Source organism: Cytobacillus sp. Hm23 (genome assembly GCF_051842895.1).
GTDB lineage: Bacteria > Bacillota > Bacilli > Bacillales > SM2101 > Nanhaiella.
The window spans coordinates 24,882-45,718 of the sequence record NZ_JBPXRQ010000001.1 but is presented as its reverse complement, the minus strand read 5'-3'; the positions used below and the strand labels follow the sequence as shown (position 1 = coordinate 45,718).

General features: G+C 34.6%; 21 protein-coding genes. 3 read left to right on the top strand and 18 right to left on the bottom strand.

Annotated elements, in window-relative coordinates; genetic code table 11:
- Nucleotides 1-9 precede the first annotated feature (9 nt).
- The 3 genes from kamA to ablB all read right to left on the bottom strand — a co-directional run bounded on the left by kamA (nucleotide 10) and on the right by ablB (nucleotide 3,977).
- Nucleotides 10-1,422 carry a lysine 2,3-aminomutase gene (kamA, locus tag ACSVDA_RS00195; protein ID WP_485879804.1) on the bottom strand — a complete coding sequence of 471 codons (1,413 nt, stop codon included), beginning with the start codon at nucleotides 1,420-1,422 and terminating at the stop codon, nucleotides 10-12.
- A 218-nt stretch (nucleotides 1,423-1,640) separates the two neighbouring features.
- Entirely contained in the window at nucleotides 1,641-3,038 is a 1,398-nt protein-coding gene (locus tag ACSVDA_RS00190; RefSeq protein ID WP_485880245.1) for a sigma-54 interaction domain-containing protein, read from the bottom strand.
- A gap of 78 nt (nucleotides 3,039-3,116) precedes the next feature.
- Complete coding sequence (ablB, locus tag ACSVDA_RS00185; protein ID WP_485879803.1) at nucleotides 3,117-3,977, bottom strand: putative beta-lysine N-acetyltransferase; 861 nt, start codon at nucleotides 3,975-3,977, stop codon at nucleotides 3,117-3,119.
- Between the two features lie 268 nt (nucleotides 3,978-4,245).
- On the opposite strand from ablB, the gene ACSVDA_RS00180 reads away from it, so the two are divergent.
- Nucleotides 4,246-4,527: an alpha/beta-type small acid-soluble spore protein gene (locus ACSVDA_RS00180; RefSeq protein ID WP_485879801.1), complete on the top strand. Its 282-nt coding sequence runs from the start codon at nucleotides 4,246-4,248 to the stop codon at nucleotides 4,525-4,527.
- A gap of 12 nt (nucleotides 4,528-4,539) precedes the next feature.
- On the top strand, nucleotides 4,540-4,803 hold the full coding sequence (locus ACSVDA_RS00175) for a DNA alkylation repair protein (protein WP_485879799.1): 264 nt from the start codon (nucleotides 4,540-4,542) through the stop codon (nucleotides 4,801-4,803).
- A gap of 332 nt (nucleotides 4,804-5,135) precedes the next feature.
- On the opposite strand, the gene ACSVDA_RS00170 is transcribed toward ACSVDA_RS00175, so the two are convergent.
- The 10 genes from ACSVDA_RS00170 to msrA form a co-directional block, all read right to left on the bottom strand.
- Entirely contained in the window at nucleotides 5,136-5,735 is a 600-nt protein-coding gene (locus tag ACSVDA_RS00170; protein WP_485879797.1) for a DUF6944 family repetitive protein, read from the bottom strand.
- A 203-nt stretch (nucleotides 5,736-5,938) separates the two neighbouring features.
- The gene (locus ACSVDA_RS00165) at nucleotides 5,939-7,363 is read right to left on the bottom strand and encodes an aldehyde dehydrogenase family protein (RefSeq protein WP_485879795.1); all 1,425 of its coding nucleotides are present in this window, start codon (nucleotides 7,361-7,363) and stop codon (nucleotides 5,939-5,941) included.
- A gap of 27 nt (nucleotides 7,364-7,390) precedes the next feature.
- Complete coding sequence (locus ACSVDA_RS00160) at nucleotides 7,391-8,671, bottom strand: peptidase (RefSeq protein ID WP_485879793.1); 1,281 nt, start codon at nucleotides 8,669-8,671, stop codon at nucleotides 7,391-7,393.
- A 25-nt stretch (nucleotides 8,672-8,696) separates the two neighbouring features.
- Nucleotides 8,697-9,359, bottom strand: a complete 663-nt coding sequence (locus ACSVDA_RS00155) for a 3-oxoacid CoA-transferase subunit B (RefSeq protein WP_485879791.1) — start codon at nucleotides 9,357-9,359, stop codon at nucleotides 8,697-8,699.
- Entirely contained in the window at nucleotides 9,344-10,045 is a 702-nt protein-coding gene (locus ACSVDA_RS00150) for a CoA transferase subunit A (protein WP_485879789.1), read from the bottom strand. The genes ACSVDA_RS00155 and ACSVDA_RS00150 overlap by 16 nt, the downstream gene beginning before the upstream one ends.
- Before the next feature lie 29 nt (nucleotides 10,046-10,074).
- On the bottom strand, nucleotides 10,075-11,421 hold the full coding sequence (locus tag ACSVDA_RS00145) for an aspartate aminotransferase family protein (RefSeq protein WP_485879787.1): 1,347 nt from the start codon (nucleotides 11,419-11,421) through the stop codon (nucleotides 10,075-10,077).
- Between the two features lie 784 nt (nucleotides 11,422-12,205).
- A complete protein-coding gene (locus ACSVDA_RS00140) occupies nucleotides 12,206-13,111 on the bottom strand; it encodes an NAD(P)/FAD-dependent oxidoreductase (protein ID WP_485879785.1) in 906 nt (301 codons plus the stop codon).
- 154 nt (nucleotides 13,112-13,265) lie between these two features.
- Entirely contained in the window at nucleotides 13,266-13,403 is a 138-nt protein-coding gene (locus tag ACSVDA_RS00135) for a hypothetical protein (RefSeq protein WP_485879784.1), read from the bottom strand.
- Between the two features lie 607 nt (nucleotides 13,404-14,010).
- Nucleotides 14,011-14,976, bottom strand: coding sequence for a UV DNA damage repair endonuclease UvsE (gene uvsE / locus ACSVDA_RS00130; RefSeq protein WP_485879782.1), 966 nt, complete (start codon nucleotides 14,974-14,976; stop codon nucleotides 14,011-14,013).
- Between the two features lie 321 nt (nucleotides 14,977-15,297).
- Nucleotides 15,298-16,254: a peptide-methionine (S)-S-oxide reductase MsrA gene (gene msrA / locus ACSVDA_RS00125; protein ID WP_485879780.1), complete on the bottom strand. Its 957-nt coding sequence runs from the start codon at nucleotides 16,252-16,254 to the stop codon at nucleotides 15,298-15,300.
- Between the two features lie 418 nt (nucleotides 16,255-16,672).
- Here msrA and ACSVDA_RS00120 point away from each other — a divergent pair, with 418 nt between their 5' ends.
- Nucleotides 16,673-16,807: a hypothetical protein gene (locus tag ACSVDA_RS00120; RefSeq protein WP_485879778.1), complete on the top strand. Its 135-nt coding sequence runs from the start codon at nucleotides 16,673-16,675 to the stop codon at nucleotides 16,805-16,807.
- Between the two features lie 139 nt (nucleotides 16,808-16,946).
- Here ACSVDA_RS00120 and ACSVDA_RS00115 read toward each other — a convergent pair whose 3' ends face one another.
- The 5 genes from ACSVDA_RS00115 to ACSVDA_RS00095 all read right to left on the bottom strand — a co-directional run bounded on the left by ACSVDA_RS00115 (nucleotide 16,947) and on the right by ACSVDA_RS00095 (nucleotide 20,738).
- A complete protein-coding gene (locus ACSVDA_RS00115; protein WP_485879776.1) occupies nucleotides 16,947-17,219 on the bottom strand; it encodes a hypothetical protein in 273 nt (90 codons plus the stop codon).
- 772 nt (nucleotides 17,220-17,991) lie between these two features.
- Entirely contained in the window at nucleotides 17,992-18,180 is a 189-nt protein-coding gene (locus ACSVDA_RS00110; protein WP_214484256.1) for a hypothetical protein, read from the bottom strand.
- A 287-nt stretch (nucleotides 18,181-18,467) separates the two neighbouring features.
- The gene (locus ACSVDA_RS00105) at nucleotides 18,468-19,055 is read right to left on the bottom strand and encodes a YpmS family protein (RefSeq protein WP_485879774.1); all 588 of its coding nucleotides are present in this window, start codon (nucleotides 19,053-19,055) and stop codon (nucleotides 18,468-18,470) included.
- A gap of 28 nt (nucleotides 19,056-19,083) precedes the next feature.
- Complete coding sequence (locus tag ACSVDA_RS00100; protein ID WP_485879772.1) at nucleotides 19,084-19,872, bottom strand: SGNH/GDSL hydrolase family protein; 789 nt, start codon at nucleotides 19,870-19,872, stop codon at nucleotides 19,084-19,086.
- A gap of 269 nt (nucleotides 19,873-20,141) precedes the next feature.
- Complete coding sequence (locus ACSVDA_RS00095) at nucleotides 20,142-20,738, bottom strand: SCO family protein (RefSeq protein ID WP_485879770.1); 597 nt, start codon at nucleotides 20,736-20,738, stop codon at nucleotides 20,142-20,144.
- Nucleotides 20,739-20,837: the final 99 nt, after the last annotated feature.

Below are 20,837 nucleotides of genomic sequence, written 5' to 3'. Positions count from 1 at the left end.
CCATTTGTATCAAGCCTCTTTTGTTGATTCGTTATTTTTTTCTAATTTTTGTATTTGTGATTGATATTTTTTTTCTTTTAATGCATCTCGTTTTTCTCTTTTATCCTTTAATGAACTATGATCAGGATTTTGGTCATAGTCTTGACGTCGATTAAGTCTTGATATCCCTTCAGGAATAAGGTTAAATTGTTCCTCATTCATTAGACCCGCTATCCCAATTGATGATTTCTTCTCATCCATAGATGGATAAATTTCTTTAAAATACCCATCAGCTCTACCCGCTACATAGTTTTCCGGCTCAGGATATGTCGTAATAACACCTTCAAAATTACGCAAAACAACTTTGTCTGCACTTTGGGAGATCAAATAATTAGGTTGAACAGCAATTTTACCTCCTCCACCAGGTGCATCAACTACGAAAGTCGGTACTGCATATCCTGATGTATGCCCTCTTAATCCTTCTATAATTTCAATACCTTTTGAAACAGGCGCCCTAAAATGGCTTATTCCTTCTGAGAGATCACACTGATAAATATAGTAAGGGCGCACACGTATTTTTACTAAATCATGCATGAGCTTCTTCATAATCGGAACACTATCATTGATACCAGCTAAAATTACTGATTGATTCCCTAAAGGAACACCAGCATTTGCAAGCATTTCACATGCTCTTTTCGATTCTTCTGTAATCTCTATTGATGTATTAAAATGAGTATTTAACCAAATTGGATGGTATTTTTTTAAAATATCGCACAAGTTTTCAGTAATTCTTTGTGGAAACACGACAGGAGCCCTTGTTCCTATACGGATAATTTCTACATGTGGAATGGCTCTTAAGTTTTTTAAAATATATTCTAAAATATTGTCATTGATTAAAAGCCCATCGCCTCCTGATATTAAAACATCACGAACTTCTTTTGTGTCCCTAATATATGCAATTGCAGCATCGAGCTGTTTTTTCGGTACGCCCATACCAATTTGACCTGAGAAACGACGTCTTGTGCAATATCTACAATACATTGAGCATTGATTTGTTACGAGAAATAATACGCGGTCAGGATACCGGTGTGTTAAACCTGGCACAGGAGAATCTTCATCTTCATACAATGGGTCTTCTAGATCGTATTGTGTTTTATAGATTTCGTTTGCAACTGGAACAGATTGCATTCTTATTGGACAACGCGGATCATCAGGATTCATTAATGAAGCATAATATGGCGTTATATTTAACGGAATAGTTTTCGTCGATATTTTAACTCCTTCTTCTTCTTCTGGGGTGAGATTAATAACCTTCCTTAAATCATCTAACGTTCGAATGGTATTCGTAAGCTGCCAAATCCAGTCGTTCCATTCCTCCTCAGATGTATCCTTCCATAGTTCTATATCATTCCAATGTCTAGAAGGTTTATATAAATCAAACATTTACAATCTCCTCTTTTCGTATTTTTATTTTTTACTTGCAACTTTCATGCCAATCAGTACTTATTAGTATCGTAACGATACAAATTAGACGTGCAAACGATGCGTTTCATCCTACATTTCTTTGTATTCTGCCATGGATGAAAAAAATTCATAATAATTTGAAATAGCATTTTTTGTTTTTTTACAAACAAAAAACTGCCAATAATTTGGCAGTTATCCTATAGGTTAAACTTTTTCATTTTATATTGAAGCGTTTGTCTCGGGATTTGTAGCATCTTCGCTGCTTGTTGAATATTACCTTGGGCTGTTTGTATTGCTGATTCAATCATTGTTTTTTCAGTTTGGCTTAGCACCTCTCTTAGCGGCTTAATTGTGTGATGTCGCTCAATTAGAACTTCATTGTTTTTTTTCACACTGGAAATGATGTTATGTGGAAAATGCTCTAATGTTAATTCTCTACCGTCAAGTAAAGTCATCGCATACTCAACGGTATGCTTTAATTCCCTTATGTTACCTGGCCATGAATAATTGCTAATATATTCATATACCTCTTCGTTTATATGTATTGCCTCCATTGCAGAAGATTGATTATAACTAGCTATAAAATACTTAAGCAGAAAAGTTATATCATCTTTCCTTGCTTTCAAGGGAGGTATTTCTAGAGATAAAACGTTTAAGCGATAATACAAGTCAGGTCTAAGTTGGTTGTTTTTTAAACAATTAGCAGGTGTTTCATTCAATGCTACGATAACCCTCACATCTACTTGATATGCAAACTCACTCCCTACTCTTCTAACTAGGCCATCCTCTAGTACACGTAAAAGCTTAGCTTGAAGTTCTAGTGGCATTGAATTTATTTCATCTAAGAAAAGCGTACCTCCATGTGCGATTTCGAATAAACCAGGACGATCAACAGCACCTGTGTAGCTTCCTTTTACTGTCCCAAATAACAAACCCTCTAGTAAATTTTCTGGTAAAGCTGCACAGTTTTGCACGATAAAAGCCCCTGATTTACGTGTAGACTCATTGTGAATAGCATGAACAAGCAATTCCTTTCCACTACCAGTCTCTCCGTATACGAGTACAGTAGAATCGTTCTTTGCTATTTTTTTTGCCTGCTCCTTCACATGCTCAACAGCTTTATTTACTGTTAAAATATCTTCAAACGTGTATTTTGCCCCATTTATTTTCCTAGGTTTTTTTGTATTAATATTCAGCTTAGACTGTAGATCCATGAGCTTCTGTGAAAGTAATTTCATTTTCGAATAATCTTTAGCGATTTCTACCGCTCCAACTATGTTATCATTTACTATAATCGGTATGGTGGTGTTGACTGTATCGATTAACTCCCCCCGAATGTTTTTATACGTTTGTGGTAAATGAAAAATAGGTTTTTTTGATGCTATGACCTTCAACAAAGTACTTGTTTTTTCTGTCAGTGATGGGAATGCATGAAGTAAGTGTTTCCCTAAAACTTCCTCTATCGACACTCCGTCATGCTTGGCTGCTATATTATTATAGAAAATGGTCACTCCATTATTGTCTACTACATGAATTGCTTCATCTATACTTTCTAATATTGCTTTAACCATTTCCTCTGTGTTTACCTGCTCGATAAACAAATGGTAGCCCCCTTCTAAAATGATGCTTAAATATCGGCAGTAAGTGCCAGAATATTGGCAATATTAATATCGTTAATTACTTGATAAATCTTTCACCCACACATTCATATCTTCAAGCTTATCAAATATATAACAATTATTTTTAAGCCTTCCTGTATACGAGTAGCCTAATTGCTTTAGCACAGCATTCATACCGTATGAAAGTGCACGAGCGATTGAATATGCACAATAAATATTGTTATTTATTAGTTCCTGTTCTAATTGTAATAGCAGGATTTTCATCAAACCAAATTTACGATGCTGTGTCAAAGTTGCGCAGTCAGTTAATTCTGCATTATTATACTTTTCATTGATTTCAGCTGAGGCTGCGCTCACGATTTCAGCTTGATGCTCAACCACGAAGAAAATTGTTCCGTTATTTATGATGTTAGTTATGTAATTCGGATCGTTTAATGGCGTAGGATATATTTCGAAGACAGTGGCATAAAGCTTTGCTAAATGATTAGCATCAGCATGAGTTGCTTTTCTCACTATATAACCGTCTGGTAGTTGCGGTCGAAGATCACTATCCTCTAGTTTTTGAACTGCTGTAAGTATTTTATCTTCTTCTATCCAATTATTACTTGTATAACGAGAATCGTCATAATACTTACACATACAATACACATCACTACCATTAAACATTTTTTGAAAAACTGCCTCTAACATAAAACCATGCTGTAAAAAAATATGTAAATGCTCATTTCTAACCTTTACAATTCCTTTGGTAAAAGAATTTGTTTGTATTAATTTATTGATGACTACAAGTAATGACCCAACATCTCCTCGGTAGTCATCAATCTTTAGCCGTTTATTGAAATAATCTAATGTTACTTCTGCAGTGAAAGTCCTTTCCTTTAGTTCAATATGATCGAAGTACTTTTTAACAGCCAAAGCTTCTTCCCCCTTTATTATAAATGGTAACAAATTTACCAGTTTTTTTCACCATTTATTGTTTTAACATACTTTTTACCTATAGTCTCTTTTTGGGCAGTTTTTGTTGTTATTGCTACAAGCAAGAGTTCAAACTATCTGAACATTGTCGGATCATCTAAGTCCAATCTGAAAAGATTTACAATTTTTATAACTGGAAAAAAAATTAATATTTTACTGAATGAGTTTTACATTTGTGGTCAATATATACCATAAGGAGGGATAAAATATGTCACGTTCTCAGAAAAAGCTCCTCGTTCCTGAAGCTAGGGAGGCCGTTACACATTTTAAACTTAAAGTAATGGAACAGCAAGGTTATCGAACATTGACAAATGATGCTAACAGTCTTAAATATGAAATAGCAAAAGACAAAAACATACCCCTATCTCATGGTTACAATGGTCATATAACGCCTACTGATGCTGGTAAAATTGGTGGTCAAATAGGTGGGACGATGGTAAAAGAACTAGTTAAGATGGGGAAAAAACTTTATGTTAATAATAAACAATAGGAGGTTTCATCTATGCCAAGCTATAGCTGTCCATCATGTCAAGCGAGAAGCCGTTTCAATATGATAGATCAAGTTGTAACACCTGTTAAAATTAACTTAGAGAATGGAGAAGTAGAAGAGCTGAACAACCTCGAGCCGTTTCATCTGCAATATAACGGGCCAGCAAGAAAGCTTCAATGCGCAAGCTGTGGATTAATCGAAGACGAGCAGCGATTCATAAAAATGGCAGAACATTTTCAAAATGAGCATAGCCATTCGCCTCCATCAAATTCTTAAAGACTTCATTCTACCACATACAAAGTCTGACGTTGTTTGTCAGATTTTTTTACATGAAGGCTATTTTCATGTTTTTCGACCTAACAAATAAACACGAATACAGCTAAAATACGTGGCATCTTTTCTTCTACTGAAGCGATGACTTTTGAGTAACACGCCAACTTTATTTTCTTGATATTTCAACAAAGTTTACGAAATTAGCCTGTTGATGATTTGTGCTAACTTTACACGTAGATCATAAAACACGCGTTTTTATCACTCATCCATAAGCATACACTGGGATATGTCATTTTTTAACACAAACAACAAAACAAAGCTTGTGAAAAACACCGTTAATTATCATTTAAGAGCTGTGTTTCTTTCGTTAACCCTATAGCCGCTATTGAGGCTCCAATTACTTGTAGCCAGCTTCCAACTCTAGCAATTTGTTCACCTAAGTCCTCTTGCCCTTGTAAAATGTAAACAATCCCTATAGCATCTAATGCAGTTCCAAGAGTCTGAAGACCATTGCCAATAACACCAAAACTTTGAAACTCTGACTCCTCCATACTGGCTCCTATTGCTTCAAACGCAGCCCCTATTGATTGTACTATATTACCAAGCAAGTAGACCTGAAATCCTTCCTCTTCTTCACCTAATATATCTATCTCATTACCTACTACATTTGTTACATTCCCGCCCGCTTGCAGCCAGCTACCAATTATCAATAACGTCTCAGCCTCTTCAGCTCCACTTGCTGGTAAGTCTTGTTCTCTCCCTACAGCCTGTAATGAATTACCCACCGCTTCTAAGCCATTTCCTATACTAATTAACTCCTCGGCTATTCCAGCTTCCTCTGGAATTTGTTCAGATTGGCCAATCGCAGCAATAATTGTACCTGCTACTTGTAACCAAGCACCTATAACTTCAAGTTGCTGACCTCGACTGACCATTCGTAACCCACCAATCTTCTTTTTGTTATGCTTATCATATTCAACAATAGAAGATTTATTTTATTGAAAAGCCTAATTTTTTAGCACATTTTTTAAGAATCGTAATATATTTTTATATTTTTCAGATGATCGCAGAGGGTGTGAAAAGCTAATTTTCATCAATGTCTTATAGTCCTTTGAGCGGTGACTGTTAAAAAAATAGTTTATATTTTTCTAAAGCATACCAATTTTGTTTCTAACATTTCATCAATTGCATACTTGATTCCTTCTTTCCCGATTCCACTCTCTTTAACCCCACCATAAGGCATATGGTCAACACGAAACGTAGGGATGTCGTTTATCATAACACCTCCAACCTCTAGATGTTCAGCTGCCTTAAGGGCAAGTTGAAGATCATTCGTAAAAATCCCTGCTTGCAAACCATACTTAGATTCGTTTACTTCTGTTATCCCTTCTTCCATTGAAGATATTTTATTAATCATCACAACAGGTGCAAAGGCTTCCTGACAAGAAATTTTTTCAGTTGAAGGAACATTTAGCAATACAGTCGGTTCTAGCGTATTATTAGCTCTTCTCTGGCCTCCAATCACTAGCTCAGCACCAGCAATAACCGCTTCATTAATCCATTTAAGAGAGCGCTCAACATCTTGCTCTGAAATTAATGAAGAGATGTCCGTAGTATGATCTAACGGATTACCAATTTTTAATTTCTTCGTTTCTTCTAGAAAACTCGTAACAAATTGATCATATATTTCTTCATGAACATAAATGCGTTGTAATGAAATACATACTTGACCAGCAAAGGAGAAAGAGCCATTAACACATCTCCCTATGAAGTCAGTTAAATTAACATTCTTATCGATTAATAATGCGGAGTTCGAGCCAAGCTCCAAAGTCACCCGCTTTAAGCCAGCTTGGTTTTTTATTTTTCTTCCTATCTGTGGGCTTCCAGTAAAAGTAATCGCTTTAATTCTATTGTCAGTCACTAATTTTTCTCCGATTTTTGCCCCACTTCCTGTCACTATATTGAGTGCACCTGGTGGCAGCCCACATTCCATTAACAGTTCACCTAAGTAAATAGAAGACAGTGGTGTTTGGCTAGCCGGTTTTAATATAATTGTATTTCCAGCTGCAATTGCTGGACCGATTTTATGAGCTACTAAATTCATAGGGAAGTTAAAAGGGGTGATTGCAGCAATAATTCCAAGTGGTTGACGCAACGTGTAAGCAATTCGATTCTCTCCCCCTGGAGCGGCATCCATTGGTACTGTTTCCCCATTAATCCGTTTTGCCTCTTCAGCTGCAAATGTATATGTCATTATCGTCCTATCAACTTCAACAATAGCTGCCTTAATAGGCTTTGCTGATTCTTTAGCGATAATCGTAGCACATTCATGACGGCGATCCTTTAATAATTCAACCAGTTTCATCAAAATTTGTGCACGTTGAAAAGCTGTCAGCTGTACCATCGACTTAGTCGCACGATCAGCTGCATCAATCGCGAGATTTATTTCTCGTGCATTTGCAAACGCTACCTCAGCTAACTTATCACCGTTGTACGGGGCATATAGATCTCTATATTCGCTCGCTTTTATCCAATCTCCGTTAATAAGCAGGTGTTTTTTCATCATACTCCCCCCTATTTGCTACTATAACTACTCAATATTTTCTTCAATCACACCACACCATTCCAAAACTGTCAAAGCGATAATCTCAGCTGTTTGAAATATTTTGTCTAATTCAACAAACTCGTTTGGATAATGAGCAACCTCTGTAACCCCTGGTCCGAACACAACTGTAGGTATATCGCCAACTTGTGAAAGCAACCCACCATCTGTTCCCCAAGGTGAAGCTTCTACTATAGCCTGTTCATTCATAATTAACCGATATTTAGAGCTTAATACACTGATTAACTCATGGTCTAAGTTTAGTGTTCCAGGTACCCACCTAGCACCGAACCATTCCAAATCAACTGGGTTATGTTCAAACCAACTATCTTGTAAAGAAAGGGTTGTTAGCCATTTTTCCATTTCGGCTTGTGCTGCTTGTAATGATTCATTCGGTGCAACACCCATTCTTCCTTCTATAATCACCAAATCAGCTACTGATGATGGCCAAGTTCCTCCTGAAATTTTACCGATATTTATTGGGATTGGGATTGGGATATTTGCATATAGAGGATCATTTATATTTTCGTTGCGTTTTTTTTCAAGTTGTTCAATATGGGTAACAACAGACATGCTTTTTTCAATCGCACTAACACCTTCATACCTAGTACCTCCATGAGCGGCCCTGCCTTTTACCATTAATCTAAACCACATAGACCCTTGTTGTTTAGGAAATATTTTCATATTTGTAGGTTCTGGAATAATTGCAGCATCTGCTTTATACCCTCTTAATAATGTAGCTAAAGTTCCAACACCGCCACTCTCTTCCTCAATGACACTTTGAAAGATCACATCACCTTTTAATTTAATACCTAATCCCTTAATGGCATCTATGGCTAATAATAATGCAATATTTCCACCTTTCATATCAGTAGACCCTCGACCATATAATCGTCCATTTTTTACTTCCCCACTGTAAGGGTCAACATCCCACTGGTTATGATCACCTTCTGGAACAACATCTATATGTCCGTTCAAAATAATCGATCGACCGCCACCGCTTCCTTTCAATACGGCAACAACGTTAGGGCTATTAATGAAGTTCTTCCGTGTTGATACAAAATATGCACTTGTCGTTAATTCACTTATAGAAGGTTCCCATATATCGATCTGTAAACCTAATTCCCGGCATTTTTCAATAATTACAGCTTGAGCTGACCCTTCATTTCCTTGAGTACTTTCCTCTTGAACTACTTTTTGTAACAACTGTGTTGCTTTTGTTTGATTATTACTAATCCATTCATGTATGCGCTCTTTGTGATGATGCATTTGTTAGACGCTCCTTTCTTATCAATTATGGAATTACTTGTAGATTGTCACTTACATGCAGCAAGGCACCTGTTTTATCAATAACATCTTGAACTGAGAACGGTGCCATTAACTCGGATAATAACAACCCCTCTTTCGTTACATGGATCACTGCCATATCTGTAATGATCATGTGAACACAGTTTTTTGAAGTGAGCGGTAATGAACATTTTTCAACTATCTTTGATTGTCCCATTTTATCTGCATGACTCATTACGACAATAACTTTTTGCGCTTTTTGTGCCAGCTCCATCGCCCCACCCATACCTGGTACCTTTTTACCTGGTATAATCCAATTCGCTAAATCTCCGTTTTGACTCACTTGTAACGAACCTAAAATCGTTAAATCTACATAACCGCGTCTAATCATGCCAAATGAAATAGCACTGTCGCAATAAGAAGCACCGTTTACAACCGTGACTGGATATCCTGCTGCATTGCAAAGATTCTCATCTTCATTTCCTTTTTTTGGGCTTGGACCAATTCCAAGCACTCCGTTTTCTGCATGAAACATGACATGAATATCATGTGGAAGGTGATTCGGAACTAAAGATGGTATACCAATTCCTAAATTCACAATCATCCCATTCTTTATTTCTTCTGCAGCTCTATTGGCTATTCGATTACGTACATCTATTCCCATACCCATGACCAGTTCACTCCTTTGCTTTGAACAATGCTATTGACGAAAATTCCAGGTGTAACGATTTCTTCAGGTTGAATTTGACCTAACGGTACAATTTCTTCAACCTCTGCAATCGTATAATTTCCTGCCATCGCAACGAGAGGGTTGGTATTTTGAGCCGTTTTGTCGTAAATTAGATTCCCGAACGGGTCACTTTTTTTAGCATATATAATAGCCACATCTGCAGTTAATGGCGATTCTAGTAAATAATCTATACCATCAACTGTTATTCTTTCTTTTTCATGGTTAACAGTTTCATTATCTATACCAATATCTACTAATATTCCTCCAAGACCGACTCCACCAGCTCGGATTCTTTCAACTAAAGTTCCTTGTGGTGAAAACTCAACTGTTAAGTTATCGTCTGACATTAACTTTCCTGCAATTGGATTTGAACCTATATGGGATGCAATTAGTTTACTTGCTAATCCTTCACACACAATTTTCCCGATACCTATTTCAGGAAATCCAGCATCATTACCAATTAACGTCAAATTTTTCGGTCTTTTCGTTAAAATTTCATCAATTAACGTTGGGGGACTACCAACTCCTCCGAATCCACCGAACATTAGCGTGCTATTATCTGATATTTGTTTTACAGCATCATATGCGGTAGTAATTTTATTAAATGAGTTTTCTATACGAGACACCACTATTTCACCTCTCGATACTAGTAATCTTACATCCCTATAATTTGCAATTCTTTTTGTACTTCTTGTAACGATATTTCAAAAAGTTTAACTAGTTCATCAATTTCTTCATTAGAAATAGTCAAAGGAGGAGCTATTAATACAGCATCACCACCAACCCCTTCAGTTCCAGCGTTAGCCGGATAAACAAGCAAACCTCTCTCCTGTGCTTTGTGCACAACAATATCAGTCACATTTACCTCTTCTTTAAACGGTAGTTTACTAAATATGTCCGATACAAACTCAACACCAATTAACAGACCTTTCCCCCTAATATCACCGATAATTGGATTGTTTGGTCGTAGTTTATCCAATTTCCCCATCAAGCTATGTCCCTTTTTTTCAGCTGATACTACTAAATTATGTTTTTCAACATAGTTAATTACTGCTAATGCTACTGCTGCTGATTGTGGATTCGCACTAAACGTATGTCCACTCATGATTGTTTTTGATCCTTTAATAAATGGCTGCATAACATGATCGCTTACTAAAGTTGATGCTATTGGTGTATAGCCCCCACTTAATCCTTTCCCTAAGGTGATAATGTCAGGTTCTACATCCCAATGGTTGATTGCAAACATTTTCCCAGTACGCCCTAACCCTGTCATTACTTCGTCTGCGATAAATAAAATATTATTTCTTTCGCAAATATCTTTAATTGTTTGATAATAATTTGAAGGAGGAATAAGTGCACCAGCAGCAGCTCCAATAATCGGTTCTGCAATAAAGGCTGCTATGTTCTCAGCGCCAATACGTTTTATCACTCTTTCAAGCTCTGTCGCACACATTAACTCGCACGAAGGGTATGTTGAATGATATGGACAGCGATAACAATAAGGAGGTGGAATAATAGGTAAATCGTCAAGTAAAGAAATAAATCGAGCCCTCCGTTTTAAGTGACCAGACATAGATAATGCACCTATGGTTATGCCGTGGTAACTCATCCATCTAGATAGAATTTTATTTTTTCCTTTCATATTGCGCTCCTGCCAATATTGAATGGCTATTTTCATTGCTGTTTCGGTTGCTTCTGAACCACTATTTACAAAAAATGACCAATGAAAATCACCTGAAGCTAGCTCACTCATTTTTTTAGCTAGTTGTTCAGCAGGTTCATTTGTAAATTGTGAACGATAAACAAAGGAAACTTTTTTCGCTTGTTCTGCCATCACGTCAATAATTTCTTGAACCCCATGTCCAATACTTGCAGTAATCGCTCCGGATGATCCATCTAAATATTTTTTCCCTTTCGTATCGTACAAATAAATACCTTTACCATGACTAATAATAGGGTACTCTTTGTCTAATGTTGGTTTAATTAAATGAGTTTCCTCCAAACTATAACCTCCTTTCATTAACAAAGGCTGTTTTTGCAAGGTTGTTTTCGCATCGATTATTGCTTTACGTTTTTAGACGTAAGCACGTATACAGCTACGTTTTTGGTATTTTATTTACTGTTTAATGTATTGAGCTCTCATAAAACACTACATACTGTCCATTTTTACTAAAAATAACAACATTGTTTACGAAAAGAACATTACAATGATGGTTGATTTACCTACTAGGGAATAACGAAGTATGCAACTTTAGTTACGTAACTTCGCATAACATCCCGATAAAACACCGAATGGCATAATAAATAATAATGCATCGTATACAAGGCTTAGCTTTCACTTGTGAAGTTACTAGATGAGTATAAGTGTTTTCAATCTCCTAGTTATTTTTTACAGTTAGGATATCAACTTATCCTCTTTACACATCATATGTAAGAAAGATTCACTTTTTTCTACCTCAGAAAAATTTATTTCATATAAGGTACAAAAATTACTGATTTTAGAATGGTAGGTAACAGGAAATGTTGTATTTTTGTTTTTGGGTCCTTACTTTTTTTGTTCAAGAGAAGTTTTGTGACATATGAGGATAGTTGAATATATAATGAGTCTTTACTATTGATTTCTATAAATAAAATTTATAAGATGAGGAATTTATTGTTGAATTAACACGAGATGATCACCAAGTTATGATATCATCCTAAAGCTTCAACAACCATTTTGTTTTATAAGATGGGATATGTTCGAAGTTTAGTAACTTATATTAAATGATGTTTGACTAAGATTAAATTCACCTTTCTTCAAGAATACGTTTATGGATCCAAATAGCTGCTTGGGCACCCTCCCCCATCGCAAGCGTTACTTGCTCTGAATGTATAGTGATATCACCAGCAGCCCATATATTTTTAACACTTGTTTCTTTTGTTCGATGATTTGTGATTATATGATGATTCTCCATTCGTTCTACTCCTAGTTTGTATGCTAAATCACTGTTTACTTTATTGCCTCCAAAGCCAATAAAGCCTCGATCAGCCTTTATGACTTCTCCGTTACCAAATTGGACTCCTGCAAACTGACCTTCTCTTTGCACTATAATCTCTGTAATACTTTCATTAGTTAATGTGATATGATGCTCACTTAGCTTGTTCAATAGTGATTGTTTGATAGTTTCTTTGCCATGGTTTACATAGACAATATTTTCCGACCAATATGTAAGTGTTATCGCAAGAGATGCACCAACATCTCCCGAACCTATGACTACAACCTTTTTATTAGTCACTTCGTATCCATCACAATCCGGACACACATAAACCGTTAACCCTAAGCATGGTACAAGTTTAGGAATGATGGGGAACCGTTCAACAATACCTGTTGCAAACAACACTCTTTTTGCTGTATATGTATCCCCCTTTTCTCCGATTAGCGCAAATAGCTCATCCTGTTCCTTTACATCTACTATTTTGTCTTTGATAAAACACACTCCTAAGCCTATAGCATGCTCTCTACCTAATTGACGAAGCTTCTCTCCACTTACACCATGAGGCCACCCCAATATATTATGGTAGCATCGGCATATTGAAGACCGCCCTTGGTTATTGTCAATGACTAAAATACGATGGTTATATCTCCCTAGTTGGATTGCTGCTTGTAGTCCTGCTATTCCTCCTCCAATAATGAGACAATCATTTTCCACCATTCTCCACACCTTTATCACTATATTTTTTTTTAATTATAAGGAATAACAACTATCGACTTATTCCTTTTTTTATATCAATAATAAGAAGTAAAAACGGACTCAGATGTTACATTTCTTCATCTGAGTCAATTTATTTGTTTGAAAGCAAGGTGCCTTAAACCTGTCGACGGTTTTTCTTTCTAGATTTAAAAGGCACTTGTTTCTTACTTTCGATAACTCTTTTATTTCTTTCATCGATTTCTGCATCATTTGCTTCATAAATTAATTTTATTTCATAATCATTGTTAAGCATATATATACCTCCAAACAGCCAAACTCCTACCATACTTATCATGACCGAAAAGCTGTCTCGATATGCACTATGCTAGTTTGGACACTGAATACGCATTGTTTCATTTTTTTAGCTATGTTGCAATAGCTACGAGTTATTCAAAGTACGATAAAAATACTCAAAGTGATAACAATTTTGTATGAGTTGTTAACTTAACAACCAATTTATATACCAATAATGAAGTAAATACGACGAAATACATACAAAGCAACCATCGCTCGTCAATGTACCATTTATTGAATGAAGATGGTTATCCTTTTGTTTACATAATATTTTTATCGTATAGTATTACAGTTGTTAATTTTCTGTTCTTAAGTAACAGAGATCGGTTCAATAGTTGTAAGTAAAATAGACCTCTATTAGTACATCCTGTAGGTCTAATGCTGTAGCTGTTTGTTATTAGCTCTTTTCACAATTAATTGATACTTTTCATAATCAGATCCAAATACGCATATAGGTAACATTCAGGGTAATCTTTTCTTCTGTAATGATTATAAAGAAGTATATCATCCACATCCATTATTCAAATTTAAGTAAGAAAGACAACAAAGTGTAAGAAAGAGCTTTGTTATTTCATGTAAAATGTAGAACCATCAATTATTTCAATATGTTCTACCATCTTTAACTGCTCCATAATTGTAAACAATGCTTCGTCCTTTCTTTTCGCTTCAATCATACAATCAATTTGTGGAATGCTACCTTTTATCTCACTCAAAAAACGCATGAACATCGGGAAGTCAATATAATCTGCATGATGACGAAAAGCTGTTTCGCTTTTCGGACTTGAAATATGCATTTTAATAGGGAGTGGAGAAGTTTCCCAAGTATTCACAATACGTTGCCAGTTCATTTGCCAATCTTCTTGCTGATGATGTGCGAGATGATGGTGATAATCGAAGACGAGTGGAATATTTAGTTTTTCACATAAATATAGTGTATCGTCAACTGTAAAAGAAGTATCATCATTTTCAAGCATTATCATTTTTTGAATTGATCTTGGTACAACCATCCAATTATCTACAAATCGCTCAAGTGATTTTTCTGTTTCCTTATAGTTGCCTCCAACATGCATGACACAACGGTGGGTTATATCAATTCCCATTGCTTTTAATAGTATAAAGTGAAGCTTTAAAGTTTTTAATGAGTTTTGTAAGACGTGTTTTTTTGGAGAATTTATGATGACAAAGTGGTCAGGGTGAAAGTCGATCCTCATTCCATGCTTGTTGACAAAACTACCAATTTCACGCAGTAACAATTTTAATGGCTGTAAAAAATTCCAATCAACAAGCTCTTCGTGGGTCGCTAATGGTATTAGCCGAGAAGAGAAACGATAAAAATGAACATCAGAAGCGACATTATGTTTTAAATGCTTGAAAGTGTTGTTTAAATTTAACTGTGATATTTGTTCCAATTTATGCAATGCTGCCTCTCGGTCCTGTATTTTCTGAAATTGTGAGAAGGTCATTGTTTTTGATGGAGAGGAATTTGCCAGTTCCATGCTCATTGCAACATATCCAAGTCGAACGATCGTCATAGTATTTACCTCACAATAGTCATAGATGAGTAAAGCAATTATTGCGGTCATATTCATTATTAACAAAAATTAAAATGATATGTAGAGTTTTTGTTAAGGTTCATATAAATGAACTTAACGGATAAGTCCCTACCTTTTAAACGGGGTTATATCCGTTAAGCGATGGTATGATTTCTTCTCTTAAATACACAGGTTATTACGATACGAAAAAATAAAATAATCACTTGGACAGCTAGTATTCGTGTCATCTTGTCTTCTATATTATATTTTGATGAAAACTATTTAAATTAAAAAAGCAAGCAAAATTATCAACAAAAGACTTTATTTCTTGAATAGTCTTTTAAAATCACCATAACCCAGTTCTTCTAGCTCATCCTTAGGAATAAATTTTAGTGCAGCTGAATTAATGCAATAACGTAAACCGTTTGGCCCTGGACCATCCTCAAAAACATGACCTAAATGAGAGTCTGCTTCTTTACTTCTCACTTCAGTTCTTACCATATTATGACTTACATCCATTTCTTCTTTGACACCTGTTTCATATATTGGTTTAGTGAAGCTAGGCCAACCACAACCTGAATCAAATTGTTCGAGAGAGCTAAATAGCGGTTCACCTGACACAATATCCACATAAATTCCTTCTTGCCTATTATCCCAAAATTCATTTTTGAATGGTGGTTCTGTACCGTTGTTTTGTGTAACTTCATATTGAATAGGAGTTAACCTTTGTTTTAATTGTTCATCTTTTTTTGTATCTCGCCAATGTTTTTTCAAAAATGTATCTCTCCCTGAGCCTTGTCGATACATTTTATAGCGAAATGGATTTTTTTTGTAATAATCTTGGTGATATTCTTCAGCTGGATAAAATGTCATAGCGGGTAAAATTTTTGTTACGATAGGTTGTTTAAATTTTCCACTTCTTTCGAGATCTTCTTTGGATCGTTCAGCTAATTTCTTTTGTTCTTCTGTATGATAGAAGATAGCAGTTCTATATGAATCCCCTCTGTCATGAAATTGTCCACCAGCATCTGTCGGATCAATTTGCATCCAATATAATTCTAACAATTTCTCGTACGGAAAAACCTCCGGATTAAACGAGATTTGAACAGCTTCGTAATGACCTGTTGTTTCAGAACATACTTCTTTGTATGTTGGATTTTCTTTATGTCCACCAGTATAACCAGATATTAATTTGTTAATGCCTGGTTGCTCGTCAAAAGGTTTAACCATACACCAAAAACAGCCCCCAGCAAAAGTAGCTAATTCATTACTTCTCATCTAATCACACCTTTCAATTGTATGTAACTGATGATACATTTTTTTTATAAGAAAATGCAAAAGATTGAGCTTATAAAACAATTATGCGAATACAGAGTGCTACTACGATAATTATATGATTGCACAAGAATGTGAAATAACTTCTCGTTATTAGCTAAAAGTCAATCATTTTTTTTAGCTCTGTTCTGGAGTATTATTTTTCCCATTTTGACTATTTAATTGGCTGTTTTCTCATTGATAGTTGTTTTCCATACTAAAATATAACAATACGACCTTCGCCATAAAAATTCTGAGACAATTTGTATTTATAGAAGTAATACATAATCAGTCATTTTCTGAATTCACATTGTTAGTTGACCTAGAACAGTATGAGATCAGTAATGATAGCTTTGCTTCAATAGACCTAAGGAGGGCAGCTATGTATTATCAGCTCTTTAATGATTTGAAATTAGAATATATTAAGGTTCTAATATTCATTAAAAACGATTCCACAGGAAAAATATTCAAGACAGATGTTTATCCTGATGCATTTAATCATGGTGAATTTGAATAATATATAATTAATGTAGTGATTGAACTAACAAACAAATATATTCTTATCATATTAACTACTTATTATTTACAATTTATCAATAACTCAGAAATCGGCTTAATTTATTTTAAGACGTTTCAAAACATGGCTCATCGCTTTATTAGTTGTCAATCTTTATACTGTCTCCTGCAAGAAAGATGATTGGATTAATAAATCCAAATATTAATATTATCAAGAATATATAGAAAGATATTTCATCTCCCCCTAAACCAAGCTCATCGACGATAATTGCATCATAATATAACAATTGCGCTGATGCTATTACTGATAGTATTGATAGTCCAAGAACAAATAAATTATTAGTCTTCCTCTTTAATTTGTGAGTAATAATAAAAGATAGGTCGTAATAAAGTAAACACTCCTGAAACTTCAAATGAGCCGTATGTTTACATAGAAAATTAATCCTCCACATTTATTAAATTATATATTTATGGACATAGAAAAAATTAGGTTGGTTATACTGCCACTTTTCCTCATGTCAATTTAATAACTACTACTTTAATAAAAATTTATATAAGTATTATTAGAGACTAGCCACCCACTAACCATAAATTTCCTTTTGGATAATCATAATATTATATATGATTATTTTTAATCTTAAAAACTATAAAGTATAACGCTAAAGATTGCTAGCAGTTTCACATATTGGCATCGTTCGGTAGTAATGCTATAATGATACAAAAAAATTAACAAAGGTGTGATGATACTTGTCTTGGGGTGTTGTTATCTTTATTGCGATTGTATATGCTCCAATTTTTTATCGGATAAATAGGCGGATAAACCAATTGGAAGATGAAGTACGGCGTTTAAAAGATTCAAACAATTAACATATATATTTCAAGTTTGTTTGGGCATACTCTCATACTCATTTAGAAGAAGTAAAGGAAGAAGTGAACGGATACGGGGTTTTAAATTAAATTTTTTTATCCATTTGTCTAATGATTTTTGTGTCATTAGTTTTTTGTATGTTTATGATATCGGAAAACTAACTTTTAGAGAACGATACAACAATAGCAAAAACCTCTTGAAGCAACAGAGATTGTAACAAAATCTGTTATAAATGAAGACAACAATATAATTGTTTTTTATAGGTGGGGTAAATTCCCCACCTGTTGTTATTCTTAATCATAAAATGAAGGAAGGTTTCATTGTTGTTCGGTCGTTAAATATTCAATCGCTTTAACATTTTGCTTTAAGCTCAGTTCTAACTTTTCAATTTCTATCTCATTAAGTACATTGGGATTTTTTGCGAAATTCGCTAACTTATCTATTTCTGCTATGATGTCATTAAACGTTCCTTGCATATAATTGTGGAATTGTCCTTTTACTTGCATCTTCCATGCTCCCTCCAAAATAAAATATGGTCGATTTACCGTTTAACATATTATTCGACTAATATTTTGCAGTTTGTGGGGGTAGTACCAAGAAATCTTTAATAAGTCTGCTTTCGCATTCTTTGTTGTTTTTAGTATTAAGAGGTATACACTTACACAACTAAAGTTCGTCTAGTCTTTTCTAAAAATATAAAGCACCTTTTATAGTACTAATTTGATAACAACAGTAACAATGTTTACGAAAGCAACCTTTAGAAACGTGTGTTCAGTAAATCTCGATACTACACTTAGTTTATAGCTGGAAATAATAAAACCATCTCAATATGATCATTTGCTAAGTCAAATTTATTAAACTTCATTTTCATTCCTTCATCATCTATCTGTAATTCGTTAAAGTTAACATTTATAAGCTTCTGAGCAGGCTGAATGGTAATCCAGTCTGGTATAGGATAATGGTCACTAATATATTTTAATATAGCGGATACTGGTATTTTGAGGTTCCCAACTGACATCGATTGTTGTTGTAAAACAATCGTACCATCTTCCTGCAGATCGGGAATAAAGTCCATTACCATATTTATTTTTTTCCCAAACATTGAAACCGTTCCTATTAACTCAACAGTTTCTCCTAAAATCACCTCGTATTCAATTGGTTGATCTTTCGATTGTTTTTTAATGTTATAGTTGATTAATTCATTAAGTTCTTGTTTGTTCGTTCTTATCAAAAATTCAGAATATTCATCATCTGTTGTAGATCGTTCTTCTAATCGGACATGTTCATCCGACTTCATGATTAAATAACTAATATAAAAAACAACAATTATATTTATTGTCAATAATCCTAAAAATAGCCACTTCCAATAATGTTCTTTCATCATAATCCCTACTTACTTAAATTTTAGCTTAGAAATTTCTTTGAAATTGTTGATAGCGTTGTTTTAAGCTATCATACACTCTTTCTGCAATTAGTTGATACCCCACTGTATTGGGATGAAAATAATCATTATTTAGTAACGCTTTCGTATTTTTTTCAAATAAATCTCCAATTTCCACAAAAAGGGTCTGTTTGTGGCTCAAAGCAATTTGTTTGCTTACTTCATCCCATTTTCGCATAATTATATTTATTTCTTCCAAATTATCAAACCAAACACTAAATGGATTATATAGGCCAATGATCACGATAATGCAAAAAGGGTTTTCACTTCTTATTGCTGCTAATATTTCACCTATATTTTTTTCATAGTTTTGTTGCTGCTTATCGAACATCGGAATAGTAAGCTCGAAATAGTTATCACGAACCACCTTCATAATATCATTGCCACCTATCGAAGCTACCACTATATCTGCATTCTTTATGGAGTGAATAATCTCATTTTGTTTAACGAGCTCTAATAATTGCGAACTACGCAAGCCTCTTTTACCGAAATTATTCACTGTAACTTTATGTACATAACTTTCCTTTATTAATAATTCCTTCAAAAAGCCAGGATACCCACCCATTCCAGAGCTATCTCCAACACCTTTTGTTACAGAATCTCCAAGTGCAACGAGAGAAACAACGCCACTTGACGCGGCTTTTACTCTTCTTGCTTCATACTTTATTACATCTGCTTCACTCATCTCTGCATAAGCATGATGATTTGCCAATAAGATGCAGCAACTAATACTTACTATCCAAAACCTGAATTTCATGACAACACCCTCAAGCTTTACGATATAGGTTAAGTATCATTAGTTTATGACTTGTAATTTGTAACATGTAGCATTCATATGAAAAATTATTGGTAATTTAGGAATGTAGTAAGGTCTTATTTACTTTGACATGGACAAGACAAATTCCTTCTTTTTCTGGAATACTGCTTAAATTTATTCATCCGTAAATTGTAGGTTAATCAAAAACGTCGATGACTCATAAAATGAACCATCGACGTTATGTTAATATTTACCAATGCGCCCTTAATCTATTGCAGCACTTTAATATGCGAAACGATTTCGTCATACGGTGTATCTGTTACTCCTGAATAATACTTGATAATTGTACCGGTTTGATCAACTAAATAAAAGTCGATTCCATGTATAACTTGATCTTCATTTTTCGGCTTTTGGACATATGTCTTAAAGTTACTTTTTGCAAATTCTTCGATAAAACCTTGCTCATATCCAGTTAAAAAATGCCAGTTGTCAAAATTCGCATCAAACTTCGTCCCATATTCCGCTAGTATTTCTGGGGCATCCACTTCAGGGTCTACGCTAAAGGATACGAATTCAATGCCTTCTTCTATTCCTTCCTCTTCTAACATACGTTGTAACCTTGCCATATTTGCAGTCATTGGAGAGCATACTGTCGTACAACTAGTAAAAATAAAATCAGCTACCCAGATTTTTCCTTCTAAATCATTAAGCCCAAATGGCTCACCGTTTTGGTCAGTAAAAGTAAAATCTTCAACAGGATATTCCACTTGATTAGGTATTGCAGCCTTATTTGATTCAGCATTCCCGCATCCAGCTAGGATAAATAATAATGACATTGTGATAAGTACAAGATATTTTTTTGTCATACAATTTGTTCCTTTCTTCGCATTGACTGTAAAAATGCCCATCTCATACAGTCAATTTTTTCAACCATTTTGATTATAATAGAAAAATACACCATACTC

Bases quoted from the DNA above. Each gene is read 5' to 3' on its own strand.
- kamA (WP_485879804.1), bottom strand. From the start codon at position 1,422: ATGTTTGATTTATATAAACCTTCTAGACATTGGAATGATATAGAACTA.
- ACSVDA_RS00180 (WP_485879801.1), top strand. From the start codon at position 4,246: ATGTCACGTTCTCAGAAAAAGCTCCTCGTTCCTGAAGCTAGGGAGGCC.
- ACSVDA_RS00175 (WP_485879799.1), top strand. From the start codon at position 4,540: ATGCCAAGCTATAGCTGTCCATCATGTCAAGCGAGAAGCCGTTTCAAT.
- ACSVDA_RS00170 (WP_485879797.1), bottom strand. From the start codon at position 5,735: ATGGTCAGTCGAGGTCAGCAACTTGAAGTTATAGGTGCTTGGTTACAA.
- ACSVDA_RS00165 (WP_485879795.1), bottom strand. From the start codon at position 7,363: ATGAAAAAACACCTGCTTATTAACGGAGATTGGATAAAAGCGAGCGAA.
- ACSVDA_RS00160 (WP_485879793.1), bottom strand. From the start codon at position 8,671: ATGCATCATCACAAAGAGCGCATACATGAATGGATTAGTAATAATCAA.
- ACSVDA_RS00155 (WP_485879791.1), bottom strand. From the start codon at position 9,359: ATGGGTATGGGAATAGATGTACGTAATCGAATAGCCAATAGAGCTGCA.
- ACSVDA_RS00140 (WP_485879785.1), bottom strand. From the start codon at position 13,111: ATGGTGGAAAATGATTGTCTCATTATTGGAGGAGGAATAGCAGGACTA.
- ACSVDA_RS00135 (WP_485879784.1), bottom strand. From the start codon at position 13,403: ATGCTTAACAATGATTATGAAATAAAATTAATTTATGAAGCAAATGAT.
- uvsE (WP_485879782.1), bottom strand. From the start codon at position 14,976: ATGACGATCGTTCGACTTGGATATGTTGCAATGAGCATGGAACTGGCA.
- msrA (WP_485879780.1), bottom strand. From the start codon at position 16,254: ATGAGAAGTAATGAATTAGCTACTTTTGCTGGGGGCTGTTTTTGGTGT.
- ACSVDA_RS00120 (WP_485879778.1), top strand. From the start codon at position 16,673: ATGTATTATCAGCTCTTTAATGATTTGAAATTAGAATATATTAAGGTT.
- ACSVDA_RS00110 (WP_214484256.1), bottom strand. From the start codon at position 18,180: ATGCAAGTAAAAGGACAATTCCACAATTATATGCAAGGAACGTTTAAT.
- ACSVDA_RS00105 (WP_485879774.1), bottom strand. From the start codon at position 19,055: ATGAAAGAACATTATTGGAAGTGGCTATTTTTAGGATTATTGACAATA.
- ACSVDA_RS00100 (WP_485879772.1), bottom strand. From the start codon at position 19,872: ATGAAATTCAGGTTTTGGATAGTAAGTATTAGTTGCTGCATCTTATTG.
- ACSVDA_RS00095 (WP_485879770.1), bottom strand. From the start codon at position 20,738: ATGACAAAAAAATATCTTGTACTTATCACAATGTCATTATTATTTATC.